Source organism: Neobacillus phoenicis, assembly GCF_047302305.1.
Lineage (GTDB): Bacteria > Bacillota > Bacilli > Bacillales > Cytobacillaceae > Neobacillus.
On the sequence record NZ_CP154847.1, the window covers coordinates 2,769,868 to 2,789,011 of the forward strand.

23 protein-coding genes are annotated in these 19,144 nt (G+C 36.5%); 17 read left to right on the forward strand and 6 right to left on the reverse strand.

Annotation, left to right across the window (positions count from 1 at the left end; genetic code table 11):
- Window positions 1-2: 2 nt before the first annotated feature.
- From AA0X95_RS14405 to AA0X95_RS14420, 4 genes are all read left to right on the forward strand, one after another.
- A complete protein-coding gene (locus tag AA0X95_RS14405) occupies window positions 3-227 on the forward strand; it encodes a heavy-metal-associated domain-containing protein (RefSeq protein ID WP_413298914.1) in 225 nt (74 codons plus the stop codon).
- Window positions 224-361, forward strand: a complete 138-nt coding sequence (locus AA0X95_RS14410; protein WP_413298916.1) for a hypothetical protein — start codon at window positions 224-226, stop codon at window positions 359-361. Before AA0X95_RS14405 ends, AA0X95_RS14410 begins: the two co-directional genes overlap by 4 nt.
- A 380-nt stretch (window positions 362-741) precedes the next feature.
- Window positions 742-1,920 carry a NupC/NupG family nucleoside CNT transporter gene (locus AA0X95_RS14415; protein ID WP_413298918.1) on the forward strand — a complete coding sequence of 393 codons (1,179 nt, stop codon included), beginning with the start codon at window positions 742-744 and terminating at the stop codon, window positions 1,918-1,920.
- 105 nt (window positions 1,921-2,025) lie between these two features.
- Window positions 2,026-2,643 (forward strand): AmiS/UreI family transporter, encoded by a 618-nt coding sequence (locus AA0X95_RS14420; RefSeq protein ID WP_413298920.1) that lies wholly within the window; start codon window positions 2,026-2,028, stop codon window positions 2,641-2,643.
- A gap of 113 nt (window positions 2,644-2,756) precedes the next feature.
- Here the strand turns inward: AA0X95_RS14420 and AA0X95_RS14425 are convergent, their stop codons facing one another.
- From AA0X95_RS14425 to AA0X95_RS14435, 3 genes are read right to left on the reverse strand one after another with little or no spacing between them, the layout of a single operon-like run.
- Window positions 2,757-3,767, reverse strand: coding sequence for an NAD-dependent epimerase (locus AA0X95_RS14425; RefSeq protein WP_413298922.1), 1,011 nt, complete (start codon window positions 3,765-3,767; stop codon window positions 2,757-2,759).
- Window positions 3,764-5,101 (reverse strand): hypothetical protein, encoded by a 1,338-nt coding sequence (locus AA0X95_RS14430; protein ID WP_413298925.1) that lies wholly within the window; start codon window positions 5,099-5,101, stop codon window positions 3,764-3,766. Before AA0X95_RS14430 ends, AA0X95_RS14425 begins: the two co-directional genes overlap by 4 nt.
- A 2-nt stretch (window positions 5,102-5,103) precedes the next feature.
- A complete protein-coding gene (locus AA0X95_RS14435) occupies window positions 5,104-6,165 on the reverse strand; it encodes a glycosyltransferase (RefSeq protein ID WP_413298927.1) in 1,062 nt (353 codons plus the stop codon).
- Window positions 6,166-6,450: 285 nt separating this feature from the next.
- Between AA0X95_RS14435 and AA0X95_RS14440 the strand changes: the two genes are divergently transcribed.
- The 12 genes from AA0X95_RS14440 (at window position 6,451) to AA0X95_RS14495 (ending at window position 15,957) form a co-directional block, all read left to right on the forward strand.
- Complete coding sequence (locus AA0X95_RS14440) at window positions 6,451-7,071, forward strand: DUF3298 domain-containing protein (RefSeq protein WP_413298929.1); 621 nt, start codon at window positions 6,451-6,453, stop codon at window positions 7,069-7,071.
- A gap of 386 nt (window positions 7,072-7,457) precedes the next feature.
- Window positions 7,458-8,270: a transporter substrate-binding domain-containing protein gene (locus tag AA0X95_RS14445; RefSeq protein WP_413298931.1), complete on the forward strand. Its 813-nt coding sequence runs from the start codon at window positions 7,458-7,460 to the stop codon at window positions 8,268-8,270.
- Between the two features lie 11 nt (window positions 8,271-8,281).
- Window positions 8,282-8,938 (forward strand): amino acid ABC transporter permease, encoded by a 657-nt coding sequence (locus tag AA0X95_RS14450; RefSeq protein WP_413298933.1) that lies wholly within the window; start codon window positions 8,282-8,284, stop codon window positions 8,936-8,938.
- A gap of 56 nt (window positions 8,939-8,994) precedes the next feature.
- Complete coding sequence (locus AA0X95_RS14455; protein ID WP_413310043.1) at window positions 8,995-9,717, forward strand: amino acid ABC transporter ATP-binding protein; 723 nt, start codon at window positions 8,995-8,997, stop codon at window positions 9,715-9,717.
- A gap of 42 nt (window positions 9,718-9,759) precedes the next feature.
- A complete protein-coding gene (locus AA0X95_RS14460) occupies window positions 9,760-11,031 on the forward strand; it encodes an NAD(P)/FAD-dependent oxidoreductase (RefSeq protein WP_413298935.1) in 1,272 nt (423 codons plus the stop codon).
- A complete protein-coding gene (locus AA0X95_RS14465; RefSeq protein ID WP_413298937.1) occupies window positions 11,024-11,302 on the forward strand; it encodes a (2Fe-2S)-binding protein in 279 nt (92 codons plus the stop codon). The genes AA0X95_RS14460 and AA0X95_RS14465 overlap by 8 nt, the downstream gene beginning before the upstream one ends.
- Window positions 11,299-11,586, forward strand: coding sequence for a (2Fe-2S)-binding protein (locus AA0X95_RS14470; protein WP_413298939.1), 288 nt, complete (start codon window positions 11,299-11,301; stop codon window positions 11,584-11,586). Before AA0X95_RS14465 ends, AA0X95_RS14470 begins: the two co-directional genes overlap by 4 nt.
- Window positions 11,587-11,613: 27 nt before the next feature.
- Window positions 11,614-12,837 carry an NAD(P)/FAD-dependent oxidoreductase gene (locus AA0X95_RS14475; protein ID WP_413298941.1) on the forward strand — a complete coding sequence of 408 codons (1,224 nt, stop codon included), beginning with the start codon at window positions 11,614-11,616 and terminating at the stop codon, window positions 12,835-12,837.
- A gap of 115 nt (window positions 12,838-12,952) precedes the next feature.
- Window positions 12,953-13,261, forward strand: a complete 309-nt coding sequence (locus tag AA0X95_RS14480; protein ID WP_413298943.1) for a DUF3870 domain-containing protein — start codon at window positions 12,953-12,955, stop codon at window positions 13,259-13,261.
- Between the two features lie 166 nt (window positions 13,262-13,427).
- The gene (locus AA0X95_RS14485) at window positions 13,428-14,090 is read left to right on the forward strand and encodes a CoA transferase subunit A (RefSeq protein ID WP_413298945.1); all 663 of its coding nucleotides are present in this window, start codon (window positions 13,428-13,430) and stop codon (window positions 14,088-14,090) included.
- The gene (locus AA0X95_RS14490; protein ID WP_413298947.1) at window positions 14,087-14,761 is read left to right on the forward strand and encodes a 3-oxoacid CoA-transferase subunit B; all 675 of its coding nucleotides are present in this window, start codon (window positions 14,087-14,089) and stop codon (window positions 14,759-14,761) included. The genes AA0X95_RS14485 and AA0X95_RS14490 overlap by 4 nt, the downstream gene beginning before the upstream one ends.
- Window positions 14,761-15,957 carry a thiolase family protein gene (locus AA0X95_RS14495; protein WP_413298949.1) on the forward strand — a complete coding sequence of 399 codons (1,197 nt, stop codon included), beginning with the start codon at window positions 14,761-14,763 and terminating at the stop codon, window positions 15,955-15,957. The genes AA0X95_RS14490 and AA0X95_RS14495 overlap by 1 nt, the downstream gene beginning before the upstream one ends.
- Window positions 15,958-16,204: 247 nt before the next feature.
- On the opposite strand, the gene AA0X95_RS14500 is transcribed toward AA0X95_RS14495, so the two are convergent.
- From AA0X95_RS14500 to AA0X95_RS14510, 3 genes are all read right to left on the reverse strand, one after another.
- Entirely contained in the window at window positions 16,205-16,402 is a 198-nt protein-coding gene (locus AA0X95_RS14500; RefSeq protein ID WP_413298951.1) for a hypothetical protein, read from the reverse strand.
- A 370-nt stretch (window positions 16,403-16,772) separates the two neighbouring features.
- A complete protein-coding gene (locus tag AA0X95_RS14505; RefSeq protein ID WP_413298953.1) occupies window positions 16,773-16,961 on the reverse strand; it encodes a hypothetical protein in 189 nt (62 codons plus the stop codon).
- 225 nt (window positions 16,962-17,186) lie between these two features.
- The gene (locus AA0X95_RS14510; RefSeq protein ID WP_413298954.1) at window positions 17,187-17,891 is read right to left on the reverse strand and encodes a DUF421 domain-containing protein; all 705 of its coding nucleotides are present in this window, start codon (window positions 17,889-17,891) and stop codon (window positions 17,187-17,189) included.
- Between the two features lie 155 nt (window positions 17,892-18,046).
- Here AA0X95_RS14510 and AA0X95_RS14515 point away from each other — a divergent pair, with 155 nt between their 5' ends.
- On the forward strand, window positions 18,047-19,096 hold the full coding sequence (locus AA0X95_RS14515) for an LLM class flavin-dependent oxidoreductase (protein WP_413298956.1): 1,050 nt from the start codon (window positions 18,047-18,049) through the stop codon (window positions 19,094-19,096).
- Window positions 19,097-19,144 lie beyond the last annotated feature (48 nt).

Consider the following 19,144-nt stretch of genomic DNA (forward strand, 5'->3'; position numbering starts at 1 on the left):
GATTGGAAACACGGGTTGTAACCGTAAAGAATATGGCAAATCGGCAGGATGCAAATAAGATTCTTGAAGCCATTGAGCACGTATGGGGGATTACCAAAGCAGAGGTTAACCTAACAAAAAGCCAAGCAAGTTTTAGCTTTGATGAAAAAATGGCCTCGGTTCATGATTTTGAACAAGCAATGATTGAATCAGGGTTCGAAATCATCAACCAGGAGGAGTTAAAATGAAAGTTTGCGAAATATGTGGGTTACAAGAAGATACTGAAAAAAAAGAAGAGGGAACAATTGAATCAGTCATCCTTCATGTTTGTAAAAGTTGCCAGGAAGATAGGAAATGGCATACTTTCGACCCACTAGAATAAGTCGAAGCTCACTATGGGGTGTCAGGCAGCCCTCATTTACATTTGTCTTTGTGGAGTGGACAGTATGCTCTGAATAATCCATCAGTGACAAGCTGATGGATGTTTTTATTTTACTAGGACGGTATTGTTTAGTAGGTTTTTAACATTTCGCAATATTTCATACGTTAATTTACAAAATTTCAGTATTTTTTTAATTAGTTGAATGTTTTTACTGAATAATTGATAAATATGTGAATAAAATAAATTCCTTTAAAAATATTTTTACATTTTTTCAAATGACACTTAACATTTGTTCAAGGTGTATGTTATATTAGTTCTGTTCTTAAAAAATGTAAGCGCAACATTTTCATCAAGATTAATACATCATTGTGGAGGAAACTATGAAATATATTATTGCTATTATCGGATTACTTATTGTTTTTGGACTAGCTTATGTTGCTAGTAATAACCGAAAGAATATTAAAATTAGACCAGTTATTATCATGATTGTTATTCAAATCCTTCTAGCTTGGTTATTATTAAATACAAAGTTTGGCCTAGTATTAGTAAAAGGGTTTGCTGATGTTTTTAGTAAATTATTAGAATACGCAGCCAGCGGAATTTCATTTGTGTTTGGTGGACTTGCAAATAAAGGAGAAATGTCTTTCTTCCTTGAAGTATTGCTACCAATTGTTTTTATTTCAGTTTTAATTGGGATTTTACAGCATTTTAAAATACTTCCTATCATTATGAAAGCAATTGGATTATTGTTAAGCAAAATAAATGGCATGGGTAAATTAGAGTCTTACAACGCAGTTGCTTCTGCAATTGTCGGCCAGTCTGAAGTGTTTATTACTGTTAAAAAGCAGCTCGGCCAACTACAACCACACCGTTTATATACTTTATGTGCTTCAGCTATGTCTACTGTATCCATGTCAATTGTCGGTGCATATATGACAATGATTGAACCAAGATATGTCGTAACAGCACTTGTGATTAACTTATTTGGAGGATTTATTATTTCTTCCATCATTAATCCATATACGGTTACTGAAAGTGAAGACATTCTTATTATTCAAGAAGAAAAACAAAGCTTCTTTGAAATGATAGGGGAATATATTATTGATGGCTTTAAAGTTGCCATCATTGTTGGAGCCATGTTGATTGGTTTTGTTGCTTTAATGGCAGGGATTAATAATATTTTTGAATTGATTTTAGGAATTTCATTCCAGGAAATTTTAGGTTATATATTTGCTCCGGTTGCCTTTATTATGGGTGTTCCATTTTCAGAAGCTGTTCGTGCGGGAGGAATTATGGCGACAAAGCTGGTAACAAATGAGTTTGTTGCTATGATGGATTTAGCAAAAATACAAGATGGCTTTACCCCTAGGACTTTAGGAATAATATCTGTTTTCCTTGTTTCCTTTGCAAACTTCTCATCTATTGGTATTATTTCTGGAGCTGTCAAGAGCTTACATGAAAAACAAGGTAATACTGTAGCTCGATTTGGATTGAAACTATTATTTGGTGCAACATTGGTCAGTATTTTATCTTCCGTAATTGTAAGTATTGTTATATAACTAATGATGAAAAAGCAATTTCTATGCTATTGATAGTTAGAAATTGCTTTTTCTCCTTTTGAAGGAGGGGAGTGTTGTGGAAACAGGCTTTTCACAACAAGAGAGATGAGTTTTGTTGGTTTATTTTTATCAGGTACTGTATTATTTTTAAATAGTCTTATGCTTTTAGGTAAGGCAGAAGCAAAAAGTGTTGGGGTTTTTAATATATTCGTAGGAACGATTCAAATAATAATTCCCACTTATCTAATGGTGGGAGCAGGTCAAAATCATTGGGATCTTTATAATGTCGCCTCCATTTTTTTATTTGGCTTAACCTATTTATACGTTGGTGTCACCGTATTGAAGGGATTAGATGGCAGTGGTCTCGGTTGGTTTAGTTTATGGGTCGCTATAATCGGGGTCGTTTATACCTTTATATCTTTTCTCCATTTTAATAATATGGTTAATACCCTTACTTGGGGAATGTGGGCATTTTTGTGGTTTTTGTTCTTTTTATCAAATGCCCTAAATAAGAAAATTGACCATTATATTGGGCTGGTTGCCTTTGTTCAATCATGGGTTACACTTACAATTCCAGCTTTACTTTATTTTATCGGTGTCTGGGATACACCTTTAATTAACCAAATCTGGTTTTACGTTTTAATTATTTCTATAGTTTCTTTCATCCTAGGACTCTTTAAATTTAAATTACCTTTTAAACAACCTATTTCTCAATATAATTAAAATACCGTGAAGCCCACACTTGTTATAATAGTACAAAGAGATAATTGTATTAATTAACCAGATAAAAAAGGCAGTGATACCTGAAATCACTGCCTTTTGCATGTTAAGGATGTTTAATCTTTTATATGATACTCTTTATACCAATTTACGAATTGCCTCAAACCTGTTTCTAATGGGGTAGAAGGTGCAAATTCGACATCCTTTTGCAAGCTTTTGATATCTGCGTAAGTCTCTTTTACATCACCTGGTTCCATAGGCAAAAACTCTACCTTTGCTTTTTTACCAATTAGATTCTCTAAAATCTGAATAAAATCGAGTAAATTGACAGGATTGTTATTACCGATATTATAAATTTTATATGGAGCATAGCTGGAGCTTGGATCAGGATTATTTCGATCCCAACTGCTATTGTATTTTGGTGGATGATTAAGCAATCTAATTAATCCATCGACAATATCATCAATAAAGGTAAAGTCTCTTTTCATATCACCGTGATTAAATACTTTAATTGTCTTCCCTTCAAAAATGTCTCTTGTGAAGGAGTAATAGGCCATATCTGGTCTACCCCAAGGGCCATATACCGTAAAAAAACGAAGTCCAGTAGTAGGGATATTATATAAATGGCTATACGTATGAGCCATTAATTCGTTAGCTTTTTTGGTAGCAGCATACATGCTGACAGGATGGTCAACAGAGTGCTCTGTGGAGAAAGGAATATTTGAATTCGCACCATAAACGGAACTAGAAGAGGCATAGATTAAGTGTTTTACTGGATAGTGTCTGCAAGTCTCTAAAATATTTAAAAAACCAAGTACGTTGGAATGAACATATGCATGAGGTTTCTTTAGACTATAACGAACTCCAGCTTGAGCTGCTAAATTGATGACTATATTTATTGAATGATCTGCAAAAAGTTGCATTAATGAATCATGGTTTGTCAGATCTATTTTATAAAATTTAAAATTGGGATTCTTCTCTAATAATTTGATTCGTTCTTTCTTTAAAAAGACATCGTAATAATCATTTAGATTATCTAGCCCAATTACTTGATAGTTTTCAGCTAACAAACGTTTAGAGAGATGAAACCCAATAAAACCTGCCGCTCCTGTCACTAAAATATTCATTTTCTTCGACCTGATCCTTTTTTCCGGTCATGCTCTTTTTTACGACCATTGTCTTTCTTTCGAGTAGAATCCCTCTTATTGTCATGTCCCTTTTTACGGCCAGAGTCTTTTTTATCTTTTTTACTAATTCGATTTCCTTTTGAATCCTTTACTTCAGCTATAGCCATTTCTACATTAGTAAGCGGAATAGGTGTTTTTGTCCATTCAGCATGTGTTTTTGGATCCATTTCCTTTACTTGTTCGAGAAATGAATCTAAGAATCCCCTTTCATGAAGGTTTTGAAATAATTCAAGAGGCCTTTCTTGCACTCTTGAGAATGAGTATACATGGTCGACTAACTTAAATCCGTTATTTGTTACAAAAATATGCCTTAATGGGGCATCGATTTGTTTAAAACCATTCTTTTTCATGGTGGTTAAAATGTCTAGTAGTCTTCTAGCTATGTCATTTGAAAGGCTGGATTGTTTTTTTAGGAACGTATTTAAATCGGGACCTACTAGATATTCCATTAATACATAGTTGGAACCAGTTTCGTAGACTTTTGGAATGAAAGATAATTTTTGACTAGACATTAAAACCTGTTTTTCTTGCTTTGCATGTTCTGGATTTCCGTAAATTTTTACACATTTATCTTCAGCAACTCGGTATACCGCTCCTTGGTGTCCTGAACCAATTAGTGTTTGGGTTACGGAACTTTCAACTTTAACCCCTTTACCTGATCCACCCGAATAAACAGGGATGTTCTTGTAGTCAAAACTGTTTTCGTTAAAATATTTTTGCCAGGCTTCGAAAGTTTCCGGCTCTAGCTTTTTCACTTGGGATAAAAATGATTCTTTTAATAAGATGATATTTAAATCTCTCAATAATTTTAGTGGAATTGGGTGATTTCGTTTGAAGGCATTTACATGATCAATCAATTTCAGTTCTTCATTTTCAAGGACGAAAATATGTCTTAAAGGTGCATCGAGCATGGTAAATTTAGTCTTTTTCATTTCTCTTAAAACATCTAGAAGTTTTTTGGTAATTGATTCGGGAATATACGTACAGTTTCTAAGGTATTCTTTCAACGTTGGGGCATTAAAGTACTCCATCTCGATAAAGTTGGAACCAGTTTTAAATACTTTTGGAAAAAAGGATAAATGTTGTCCAGCTTTAAGAGCTTCTGCTTCCATCTTTGCTTGCAGAGGATCTGTGTATATTTTTACACACTTATCTTCAGATATTTTAAATACAGCACCTTGTGCACCCATTCCAATTAGCGGATAGTCTGTTGGGTTATCAATATCTAAAGTTTTCAATCCTTTTGTTACTTTTATTGATTTATAATCTGCCATTACTATCCTCCTATCAGTAGTTCATCATAATATTTTGCTTGTAAAAGTAGCTGTTGTTTAGAGTCAAAGAGGGTTTCAACTTTTTTACGTGCAGCTATTGTATAGGTTTCCCATAGCTGTCTATTGGTGAGCATAAATTCAAGGCCAGAGGCTAATTCGTCCACATTATTTTCCTTTACTAAGAAACCTTCCTGATTATGTGTAATTAGTTCTGGAATGCCTGCATGGTAAGTTGAGAGTACTGGTACACCAAGTGCCATAGCTTCCTTTAATGTATTAGGAATACCTTCTACATCTCCATTAGCCGCTTCTAAGCTAGCTGCACAAAACACATCAGCATTTGACATATACTCTCTCACTTTGTCTTTATGAAGATGATTTAATAATTGAAATGAATCTCCTAAATTTAATTGTTTAGCAAGCGATATAAGCTCATCCTGTAGTTCTCCGCCACCGATAATAGTCAGAGTAGCACTAGGAAATTTGTCTCTTATCTTTTGAAAAGCTTTTATTAAAATATGGTGACCTTTTTTTTCTACTAATCTTCCAACAGAAAGAATGTTTAGTGAACCATCAAGGCTTGGTGCACGGTAATGGTATTTACTGAGGTCAACCCCTCCATATAACACTCTAATTTTTTCTGGAGGACAGCCCCATGCAATAATCCTATCAGCTAAATATTGGCAAACCGGAAAAAAACGCTCCCCCTGTTTAAAAAGCATTTTCATATTTTCTAGATAACCGACAGGCTGATTTGCTAATGTTGCATCTCTGCCTCGAATGCTGGTGACTAAAGGTAGGTTTGTTTCTTCCTTAAAAGGGAGGAGTAAAATACCTAGTTGGCCGTGGTGTGCATGTAAAAGTGAGATGTCATTTTTTTTAACGTACCCTTTTGGGGAAAAAATTTCATTGAGATAATGGACCTTATCATTGAGCAGAGAAAGGTCGGTCATGTACTTTGGTTGACGGACCAAATGAATGTAATCATATCCTGGGACCTCACGTATTTGTGAAATATATTGAGTCGGATCCACTCTTAAATTTAAATGTAGAGCTTTTGGCAAATATGTCGTCTCCTTTCATTATCATCTATAGACTTTCAAGCCGGCTTCATCATAGGTTATTCAAGGTTGAAAGAAGAGGCTTGGACATATCTCACGAAAAGTATGGTATTTTTATTGGTAAATAATTAAATGAAAAGTGTACATTGAAAATGGGGGAGCTGGAATAACACTTTGGGATTACATAGGAAATTTGTTTATGTGAAAATCCTTTTAAGGTAGAGGCTGAAGCACACAATAATTTTTCCAAGAATAAAATGGGTTAAAAAATGTAAGAGGATGAACCATATGCCCATTTTACTGCCAGTAAATATTAAAACAGCTTCAATTAGTGGGGGACCCAATAAAAGGGTTATTTATCCACAAGTCATTGGGATGCAGAATCAAGAAACGGAAAAATCAATCAATCATACAATCGTTAATCAAACTCAGGAACTAATTGATCAACAAGTGGGGAATATGCCGACAACAGTTGAGGAAATGCTTGGCTTATATGAAATTAAAAACAATCAACGTAATGTTCTGAGTTTGTCACTCTCAAATTATACTTACCATTATCACGCCGCACATGGTATGACGTATATAAAGTCTCTAACATTTGACTTGGAAAAAGCGAAGTCAAGTGAATTGAAAGACTTATTTAAGCCTGGAAGTGATTATATTCAGAGGCTCTCAACATTAATTAAAGAGCAAATCGTAGACCGAAAGATTCAGCTGATTACAGACTTTACAGTAATAAAACCGGACCAAGACTATTATATTGCTGATAAGTCACTGGTTATCTATTTTCAGCTATATGAAATAACACCATATGTGTTTGGATTTCCTATTTTTCCGATTTCAATCTATGATATACAGGAAATAATAGACGAAAAGGGTCCACTTGGTCGAATGGCGGTAAATATGTAATATAACCGATAGGCACAATGTATAAATTACATTGTGCTTATAAAAATAACAAAGGAGCATTAATTAATAAAATATTCAGAAATTTTATTGACGGGTTTACTCAAACTACTTATAATTATTACTAATAGAAAATATCAATCAATTACAAATTGATAATTTGTACATAATCAAGGTCAGGTAATAATGCTGTGAAAAGATCACCTCTTTTCATGTTCCATTAAACCGTACAACCGTGATTACGTCGAATGAGTTTATGGATTGTCATGCTCATTTTACGTCTTCATGTCTTGTACGGTTTTTTTATTTTTTATTTTGGTTACACTTTTTAGAACTCTTATATGTAAAGTGTTCTAGAATTCTATAAAAATATATGAGGAGGAAACAATTTGAAAAAGTATTTATTCATCTTAATTACCATGGTTTTTATGCTCGCCGGTTGTGGAGCTAGTAATGAAAGTTCAGGCTCAGTTGAAAAGTCCAAGAAAAATCAAGAGGATACTGGAATACTAGCAAAAATTAAAGAAGATGGCGTAATCAATATTGGAATTGAGGGAGTATATCCTCCTTTTAACTATTTTGACAAGGATAATAAGTTAATAGGGTTTGATGTAGATATAGCAAATGAAATAACCAAAAGGATGGGCGTAAAGCCAAATTATGTTCCTACCCCTTGGGATACCATTATTGGAGGCTTGCTTACTAAAAAATATGACATTATCCTATCTAGTATGGCCATCACAGATGAAAGAAAACAAAAGGTAGATTTCACAGAACCATATTATCATACAGGGGCTCAATTATTTATCAATAAGGATAATAAAGGTATAAAGGATCCTGAAAAAGACATCAAAGGAAAGAAAATAGGAGTGGCAATTGGAACAACATTTGAAGAAAAGGCTACAGAGCTTGGTGCAAATGTAACCACATATAAAAGCGATCTATTAACATTTCAGGATCTTGCTAATAAACGTGTTGAAGGTGTATTGACAGACAAAGCTGTGGGATCGCGTTTAATAAAGGAACAAAATTATCCATTCAAACCAGTAGGAGATATGATTTTAAAAGATGCAGCTGGGATTGCCTTAAATAAAAACGAAGAAGCATTAAAATCTGAAATCAATAAACATCTTAAAGCCATGATGGAAGATGGCACTTATGCAGAGATAAGTAAGAAATGGTTTGGTGAGGATATTCGTTAAGGGGAGATTTGATGCTTGATTTTAGTTTAGTAACAAAATTTATTCCATTTATGCTCAAGGCAACAATAGTCACATTAGAACTTTCAGTAGTATCCATTTTTATTGGTTTGATCTTGGGTCTTTTCATAGCATTAATGAAAATTTCATCAATAAAAGTTTTGTCGCTCATTGCTGACTTCTACTTATGGATTATTCGCGGCACTCCTATGCTTGTCCAGTTATTTATTGTCTACTTTGGTTTACCGCAAATCGGGATTGAGCTTTCACCTTTTGTATCCTCGGTAATTGCGTTAGGAATCAACTCTGCAGCGTATATTGCTGAGATATACCGTGGTGGTATTCAATCGATACCCAAAGGACAGGTAGAAGCAGCGGAGTCTCTTGGTATGAAATATCCAACGATTATGAAGAAAATTATTCTTCCTCAAGCTATTCGAGTTAGTGTACCATCACTTGGAAATCAGGCTATCATGATGTTAAAAGATTCTTCTTTAGCTTCATTAGTCACTGTATCTGAACTTATGATGGTTTCACAACGATTTGCCTCGACAAATTTTGCTTTTATTGAATTTTATGTTGCTGCTGCTGGGTTTTACCTTATTATGACAACACTGTTCACCTTTATTTTAAATAGAGTGGAAGTTCGATTGAGCATAAGTGATCGCTAGGAGGAAATAGAGTGGAAGCCCTAAACATGCAAAAAGAAATTGAAACTGCACAACCAATTATATCAGTTGAAAATCTTCATAAAAGTTTCGATAAATTAGAGGTGTTAAAAGGAGTAAACCTGCAAGTAAATAAAGGAGAAGTCATTGCTTTGATTGGAGCAAGTGGTTCAGGGAAAAGTACTTTGCTCCGTTGTTTAAATCGACTCGAAACGATCAATAATGGAAAAGTCATTATTGATGATATTACACTGAATAATTCTGACAAGAATATTAGTAAAATTAGGCAGGAAGTAGGGATGGTATTCCAGCAATTTAATCTATTTCCACATATGACTGTTCTTGAAAATGTAACGGTAGGCCCAATTGAAGTGCTGAAAAAGAGTGTAACCGAGGCTGAAGCTGAAGGAATCAAACTTTTAGAAAAGGTAGGATTATTGGATAAGAAGGATGTGTATCCTAAGAAGCTTTCCGGCGGACAGCAACAACGCGTTGCAATTGCTAGAGCTTTAGCGATGAATCCTAAAATCATGCTTTTTGATGAGCCTACATCCGCTCTAGACCCTGAATTGGTTGGTGAGGTTTTACACGTCATGAAGCAATTAGCATTAGAAGGAATGACGATGGTTGTCGTTACTCATGAAATTGGATTTGCCAAGGAAGTAGCTGATCGTGTTATTTTTATGCACAATGGGGTTATCGAGGAAGAAGGCAAAGCACTCGAAGTCCTAAATAATCCTAAAAGCGAGAGGCTTAGTTCTTTTCTAAGATTAGTTAAATAATAGAACTTTTCATCCGAAAAAGAAGATAAAGGGCGTAAAAATATGGATCAAGAGATGAACCGGCTTAGTTTACTTTCATTGCAGGTTGAAAAAGATTCAATAGGTAGTGCCTTATATGCTAAGGAGATCTATGAACAATTAAAAGAATACTTATCAGATCCTACAATAATCCCCGCTAAAAAAAAGACAATTACAATAATTGGCGGTGGCATTATAGGCCTTATGGCTGCGTACTTCCTTCAAAAAAGTGGATTCGGTGTAACGATCTTAGAACGAAAATCGTTTGGTGCTGCAGCATCTGGAAGAAACGGTGGAGGAGTACTGGCTTTAGGGCGTGAGCTTAGGGAGATGCCCTTTGCCCGTATAGCGATCGATATCTGGGATGCGCTCGAACTTGAGGGGATTGATACTAAATTTGTTCGTTCCGGTAATGTGATGTTTGCTAGAAATGAAATCGAGAAGCAGCAACTACTCGCAGCACATGATCTCTATTACGCTTCGGGATTAAAAGTAAAGATCCTCTCAAGTAATGAACTAAAAACCATTTTACCTGAAATAGACTCTCAAATTACGATGGGGCTATTTAGTGAAGTGGATGCGCAAAGTTATCCGTTTACTACGATTAAAAGTATCATTTCCTATCTCAGAAAAAATGGTGCACAAGTTATAGATCATTGCGAAGTTATTGAATTTAAAACCAAACAACATGAAATAGAATCTGTTGTTACACATCAAAGGGATTATCAATCCGACGCCTACCTTTTCTGTGCAGGTCCATGGACCACAGAGCTTTGCAAAAAATTAAATGAAGAGATACCTGTTTTTCCAAGACGCTCTCAAATTCTTGTAACTGAGATTATGAAAAAGAGAAATATTCACCCCTTTGTAGCGGGTAATTCCATTTACCTCAGACAATCTCATGCAGGTAACATCCTTTTTGGAGGGGGAGGACCTTGGGAGACCAATGGATATGATGTGTCTAATACTAACTTTGCAATTGAATTTCTTACTAAGAGATTCATAGAAATTTTTCCAGGTTACAGGAATATGCAATTAATCAGGGCTTTTGCCGGGACAGTAGAGCTAACAAGGGATCATCTGCCTTACTTTGGAAAGATTAATTCTTGGGAAAATGCCTTCATATCTGCAGGATATAACGGTCATGGATACGGTATGTCTGCTGTGATGGGGAAAATAATGGCAAAAAGTTTATCAAACTATTTTGCTGGAAGGGTAAATCCTATTGAAACTTCTATATTGTCTACCTTTTCAGTGTCACGGTTTGGGCAAAAGGCAGGGAATCAATATGTTTAATCATTCTTACATGGTATGTCGTTGTGAGGAAGTTTCTTTTGAAAGCTTAAAAGCGGCAATAAATGAAGGAGCTGGTACTGTACAGGAATTAAAAATGGCTACACGTGCAGGAATGGGGATTTGTCAAGGTAGGATTTGCAGAACAGCATTGGAATGTTTGTTTTCCAATCATAAAAAGGGAATTCTAGAACATCCAAGTATGTTAACTATTCATCAGCCTACTCGTCCTGTTTCACTTTCTCAAATTGTTGCAAGGGAGATACAAAGGTGAGAATTGACCATCCATTGATCGGAAAAAAGGCAAGAAAGACAGTCTCTTTCTCTTTCAATAATAATGTATATAAAGGAATGGAAGGAGATACGATTGGTGTCGCCTTATGGGCAAACGGTGTAAAAATATTACGACATAGTGAAAAAAATAACGAGCCTAGAGGAATGTACTGTGGGATTGGCCAATGCTATGAATGTAGAATCTACCGTCAGGATATAGGGTTAATTAAGGCCTGTACGACTCTTATTCAAGAAGGAGAAGAATATTACTCATATCACGATTAAGAGAACGGCCTTATGGAGGAGGGTGAGATGAAGACTGATGTAGTGGTTGTTGGCGGGGGGCCTGCTGGATTATCGGCGGCAATTGAAATGGGAACAAGAGGCGTTAAAGTCGTTGTGGTTGATGATCATCCATCACCTGGGGGGAAATTACTAGGTCAACTTCACGAAGAAGGAAATGGAAAGAAATGGTGGATGGGTAAAGAGCATGCTGATGATTTAATTCAGAGGGCCCGTTCAGTTAATGTTCGAATTTTATCAGGAAAACAAGTTTGGGGATTGGAAAAAGGGTGGAAGGTATATGTGTCCGATCTTACAAGAAATGAGGATGCCTTAATCATAAGGTCAGAATGTCTTTTGCTTGCAACGGGAGCGGTTGAAAAACCGATCCCCCTACCTGGTTGGACACTCCCAGGGGTCATTTCAATCGGCGCAGCACAGGTAATGACGAATGTCTATGGAGTTTTACCAGGAAAAAAAGTAATTGTGGCTGGGATAGATATTTTATCATTAACCATCGCACGGTCAATGAAACTTGCAGGTGCTGATGTAATTGGTATTTATATGCTTCCTAACCATCCTTTTTCTCCGTATGCATCACCTACATCTCAATTAAAGGCATTACAAGATTTAACTATCCATGCTCCTTCAGCATGGATAAGAAGTAGTGGAAAACTATTAAAATCTAAAACCGGTAGAAAGTTAGCTGCTCGTTTTTATCCTCCGATGGGCATTAAAATGTGGGGAATACCAATCTATTTGCGACATTCTTTACAAGAAATCATTGGTCAGACAGAAGTGGAGAATGTTTCTATTGCAAAGATAGATATGAAGGGCAGTCCTACTGAAAAGGCAGTTAACATTACAGTTGATTGTGTTTGTATATCTGGTGGATTAACACCACTCAATGAATTGGCAGCCACAGCTGGATGCAAATTTGTGTATTTAGATGGATTATCGGGTGTTGTCCCGCTACATAATAGGGAACTACAAACAAATGTACCCAATCTGTTTGTAGCTGGGAATATTACTGGGATTGAAAGTGCCAAGGTAGCAATGGCACAAGGACAACTGGCTGGATTATCAATTTGTAAACGATTAAATGCAGGGGCTGTCACCGTGGCGGAAATAGAAACAAGTATAAGAGATGTTGAGTGTACTAGAGCTACTGCAGATGTCCAATTTCATCCAAAGGTTATTGAAGCAAGAGCGGAATTAGAAAGATTATGGAAGGAAAATGTAGTATTCTCATAAAGGTAAAAGCTATTGACAAGTCTCCACCTACTTACTATAATTATTCTGAATATTTGTTATTATCGGAAAATAATTATTATTTTTAGGAGGGGTTGTTATTAATCAATTAGAAACAGTGATTGTTACGGGTTATGCAAAAGCCCCTCAAGGGACATCTATGCATGAATTATATAAACATGCGGGAATTGTTCTAGAGATTAACCATCAGAGTCACACTATAGAAAATGCGGATTTCACTTTTGTGACGGGTCTAACTAAAGGATTTTTTGAAAAAATTCTCATCGGTTATTGTTTGAAAGATGGGATTGATCCTTTAGTTCAAACGATTAAGGACCATTATTTTGCTCCCTCCCAACAGGCCATCATTGTCGCACTGCAATCGGCAGTACAAAGATATTGGGATCAAATCAATAATAAAAACTAGATTAGTTTTAATAAAGTGAGAGATTTTCCTCTCTCATGGTCTTATTAAAGCTGAGCAAATTTGAAAGGCTACTGAAATGTACAACATTTTAGTAGTCTATTAGAATATTGCTCAGCTTTTTGTTTGTCTTAATGAATAAGTAGTAAATAATTTTGGGGGATTGAGAATGAATAAATTAATTTCGACAATGGAAGCAGCATCAATAATTAAAGATGGAAATAGGGTTATGGTTGGAGGATTTGGATTAGTAGGTTGTCCATTAACCATATTGCGTTCGTTACAACAGTCAGGAATAACAAACTTAGAAATAATCAGTAATAATCTTGGAGAGCCTGGGAAAGGGCTTGGCGTGCTTGTAAAGGAAAAGAGAATTAGAAAAGGTATAGGTTCGTATTTTACTAGTAATCCAGATGTTGTCAAAGCCTACCAAATGGGAGATTTAGAGATTGAATTGCTGCCACAAGGAACTTTTTCAGAAGCGATTCGTGCTGGTGGAGCTGGAATTGCAGCCTTTTATACACCAGTGGGTGCTGGTACTGAGATTACAAAAGGAAAAGAAGAGAGAGAGATTGAAGGCAAGAAATATATTTTGCAGTCGTCATTAAAGGCTGACATAGCCTTAATAAAAGCACATAAAGCAGATGAATTAGGAAACTTAGTGTATACAAAATCAGCTAGGAATTTTAATCCTATTATGGCAACTGCGGCTAAGGTAGTGATTGCTGAAGTAGATCAAATTGTGAAAGCAGGAGAGTTATCACCTGAAGAAATTGTAACACCTCATCTCTTCGTGGATTATCTCGTCATTAAGGAGGAAGAAATCGTATGAGTAATAAACACATAATTGCAAAAAGGGCAGGTCTAGCTTTAGAAGATGGTGATATTGTTAATCTAGGCATTGGTATACCAACATTGGTAGCTGATTATGTCCCCGAGGAGATAAATGTCTATCTACACTCAGAGAATGGAATTTTAGGTGTTGGACCAACTCCTCAAGCGGATGAAGTTGATAAAAACCTGGTGAATGCTGGGAAACTTCCTGTTACTGTGGAGCAAGGAGCCTCATTCTTTGACAGTGCCTCATCTTTTGCGATGATTCGCGGAGGGCATGTTGATGTGTCCATTTTAGGTGTCCTTCAGGTTGATGAGAATGGCAGGGTGGCGAACTGGGCCGTTCCTGGAAAAAGTGTTTTAGGTGTGGGTGGAGCAATGGACTTGTTAGAGGGATCAAGAAAAGTCATTGTCACCACTTTACACACCACCAAGGAAGGCGAATCTAAAATAGTAAAAGAATTACAGTACCCAGTTACTTCACTTAGAAAAGTAGACCTAATCATAACTGAACTGGCAGTTTTCGAGGTGGATGAAGAAGGATTAGTCCTTATTGAATTATCAACCGGTCAAACAATTGAATCTGTTAAATCAAAGACAGACGCGCGGTTCAGGGTTGGGTTGAGCTGTGAGGATATTTTAGAGAATAATAGGAGAGTGAAACAATAATGGTCGTTATTGTAAGTGCGCTTAGGACAGCAGTCGGAAAATTTGGTGGTACGCTTTCGACTGTGCCACCAGAAGATTTTCTAGCTACTGTAATGAATAATAATTTGTCTTCTATTGGTTATAATTCTTCTATTGTAGATGAAGTAATCATAGGTCAAACTAAACAGAGTGCCGAAACACCTAACATTGCCAGGGTTGCAGCGTTAAAAGCCAGATTTTCTGAAAATGTGACTGGGCATACGGTACAAATGCAATGTGGTTCAGGACTTCAAGCTGTTATTAATGGAGTTATGTCCCTAAAGACAGGTCAATCAGAGGTGGTTTTAGCCGGCGGAGTAGAAAGTATGTCTCAAGCACCTTATTACTTTGTTGGTAATAGGAAGGGGTTAAATCCAGGTGATTTAACACTATTTGATTCCAATACCCGCAGCCAACCATGCTCCCAGCCTCAAGATTTATATGGAACGTTTAACATGGGCCAAACAGCTGAATGGTTAGCAGAAATATTTGAGATTTCCAGAGAAGAACAAGATCACTTTGCACTTGATAGTCAAGAAAAAGCACAAAGAGCTTTGGAGAACGAGCGTTTTTCAGCTGAAATTGTACCAATAAATGTTCCCATTGGCAAGGGTGAAAGCTTGTTCTTCGCAGTTGATGAGCACCCTAGAAGAACATCTCTAGAAAAATTATCCACTCTTAAGCCCGCTTTTAAAGAAGGGGGCACAGTAACAGCAGGTAATTCATCCGGCCGGAATGACGGGGCAGCGGTCTTAATGCTGATGAGTGAAGAAAAAGCAGAAAAATTGGGCCTGACTCCACTAGCACACATTAAATCTTGGGCTGTTACTGGTGTGTCGCCTAAAGAGATGGGGCTTGGTCCAGTTTCTGCCAGTGAAAAAGCATTAGAAAAAGCTGGTTTAACAATACATGATGTAGATCTCATTGAGTTGAATGAAGCATTTGCTGCACAAGCAATTGCATGTCTAAAGCATTGGCCTGACTTAGACCGAAAAAAGGTTAACGTTAATGGCGGAGGGATTGCTTTAGGTCATCCACTAGGCTGTTCAGGCGCAAGAATCCTAGTTACGCTTCTTCATGAATTGCAAAAGACTAAGTTAACTTACGGACTGGCAACATTATGCATTGCAGGGGGTCAAGGAATTGCGATGGTAGTAGAGCGTTGGAGGGAAGGGTAGACTTTAAATAAGCAGTTAATACACGACTATAAAAATATTATGTAAACTTGAATGTGGGGATATTTATCTTTAAAGATGGAATGAAAGACATTTCTGATTGATTGAGTAAGAGATTTGTCCTTCATTGGCATGATGAAAGACATTTTTGAGCGATGTTGTTTGAGGTTTGTCCTTCATCAGTGCGATGGAGGACATTTTTTATAAAAATTCATTGTATTTTGGCTTTCATAGCAATGACAGGGGCTCATTAACTCATTTTTAGCTTCATTCCAAAAGTTAAGATTTCGTAATCATTCTTTAGGACATACCCATAATTTTTTGTATGGTCGATAACGATATCTCCATCAAGATATGCTTGTACTTCCGGGCTAACAAGGAAAGTAATCTCCTCAAATAGATACACTTCATCATGTTCTACCTGCTCATCCTGAGCAAGTTCATACACAATAGTGCTACCTCAACCACTAGTTTGCTGAGCAATAATCCTAACAGAAGTTCTCTCAGGGAAAACCGTTTTTAATTGGAGATATGCGTTTTTGGTTAAATTAATTTTCAATATGATCACCTCTAACTATTACATTCCCCTTGTCACTTGGTTCTAATCGTGAAAAACCTTTATACATTAACATGATAGCAAATATTATAAAAAAAATTGACAATAAATAACGTAGGACCGAAAAACTTAAATGGTAAAGTAATTATGTCTAAAGAAAAGGAGCCAATACATATCAACAGAACAGAAATTATAGCTTGAAGAATACTGGGTTGGAAATTAAATAGATGGGATCGATGGTATGATTTTGAAAAGGCTGCATTTATTCCTGTTTCAGATTTTGAACCTGAACATAACCTTGACCAGCGATGGTAATCGTTGAGAGATTAGAAAAATGGGGGTTTACATATAAAACAAATGGCGTTTCCGAGGTTTGCTTTAATGATGTTAGTGAAACTGGAGAAACGTTAGTAGAAGCAATCACAAATGCTGCATTTTCTATCGCTGACAATAGTTCAGTGCCTGATGAATGGTTATAAAAAAGTCGCTATTATAAAGAAGGGACCATTTTAAATACTTTCAAGTGATTTATAATTTTATTATGTAAACAGATAATTTTGTTTGTCAGTTTGGTCAGATAGAAAATTTATTTTTCATTTAATAATTATGCAAGGGAACAAAAAATAAAACCAGATAAACCTGGTTTTAATTAACTTTATAGTAGTTCCCAAAGTATCTACCGATAAAAAAAGACCTTAAGGTTATCATTCTTATCCACAGTTGCCAGCAAGACGTTTTTGATATCAGTTTGATATAAATTTTCTAATTTAGATATTACCCAGTCTTCGTCCTTTTGTATTTGCAGTAACTCATTAGAATTTATTTTACCTTCTTTGATAATCGTCCTTGGTAAATCGAAAGGTTCTGTCTTTATTTGCATGGTCGATGGTGTAATGGGTTGGTATTTAGGATCTAGAAAAATGGATATTGTACCATCTGCCTCCCAAAAAGCTAATGCCACGCTCTTCACATCAGCTACTTTTTCCTTACGTAATTCACCTAATAACAAATCTACAGTAATCCTTGCCTTTTTAAGTCCTTTATATAAAATCTCTCCATCTTGTACGAGTAGGATTGGTGCACTGTTAATTAGCATTCTAAACCATGGCCATTTAAGAATGATGAATATACCACCAAGATATAAGGTTACTAATACAATGGTGGAAATGACGGACCCTTTTAACCCAAGGTGATGGTCAGACAATGGATGGGCAATAATGTTGCCAATGACTAGAGCAATAACAAAATCAAGCAGTCTTAATTGGGAGATAGCACGCTGTCCTAGAACTTTACCAATGATAACCAAAAAGAAAAAACTAACAACAGCACGTAAAACCCATTCAATTGAGGTTAGTGATTCTTGGCTTTGAAAAAAATCCATATTTTGCACCCTTTTTCCAATAAACTAAAACTTATTGTTTCTCTGTTATGCTTTTAATAACCTAAATTCAGTGCTTAAAAATAAAAATATTACTGGTTATGGTATATACTTACATAGTCGCAATGAGCAGAAGAGTAATATGGGAGGAATGAACTTTGGAGATAGGAATTAGTACCTTTGTAGAAACCACACCTGACGTTCAGACCGGAGAAGTAATAAGTCATGCACAGAGAATACGTGAAGTAGTGGAGGAAATTGTTCTTGCTGATCAAGTAGGATTAGATGTGTTTGGTGTCGGGGAGCACCACCGAAAGGATTATGCGGCTTCTTCTCCTGCAGTTGTTCTGGCTGCTGCAGCATCTCAAACGAAGCGGATACGATTGACTAGTGCCGTTACGGTACTATCTTCTGTAGATCCGGTACGTGTATTTCAAGATTTTGCTACACTTGATGCTATTTCAAATGGACGGGCAGAAATCATGGCCGGAAGGGGTTCTTTCATTGAATCGTTCCCGCTGTTTGGCTACAATCTAAGGGATTATGATGAATTATTCGAGGAGAAACTGGACCTCTTGTTAAAATTGCGCGAGTCTGAGAAAGTAACTTGGAAAGGGAGACATCGACCAGCCATTAATAACCTTGGCGTGTATCCAAGACCTGTTCAAGACCCCCTCCCAATATGGATTGGCAGTGGTGGAAACACGGAATCGGTTATTCGAGCAGGTGTTCTCGGCTTACCACTTGTATTAGCGATTATTGGAGGCAGTCCAGTTCGATTTGCTCCATTAGTTAAACTTTATAAGAGAGCTGCAGCACAAGCTGGGCACGATTTATCGAAACTTTCTGTTGCCTCACATTCACATGGTTTTATCGCTGAAACAACTCAACTAGCAGCAGACAAATTTTTCCCATCTACCCAGCAAGCTATGAATGTGCTAGGTAGGGAGCGGGGATGGGGACATTACGACCGATCAAGCTTTGATGCAGCAAGAAGCTTTGAAGGGGCGTTGTACGTTGGTGATTCAGAAACAGTTGCTCAAAAAATCATCCACCTTCGAAAGAATGTTGGAATCACACGCTTTTTCCTTCACGTTCCTGTAGGTACCATGCCTCATGAAGAGGTCATGAGAGCTATCGAGCTGTTGGGTAAAGAGGTAGCGCCTCGAGTTCGGGAGGAAATCGCTGAATGGGAAAAAACACAATAGTCTAGCATAGCCTATTTCCCTGCTAGCTGTCTAATAGCGATTGTTATC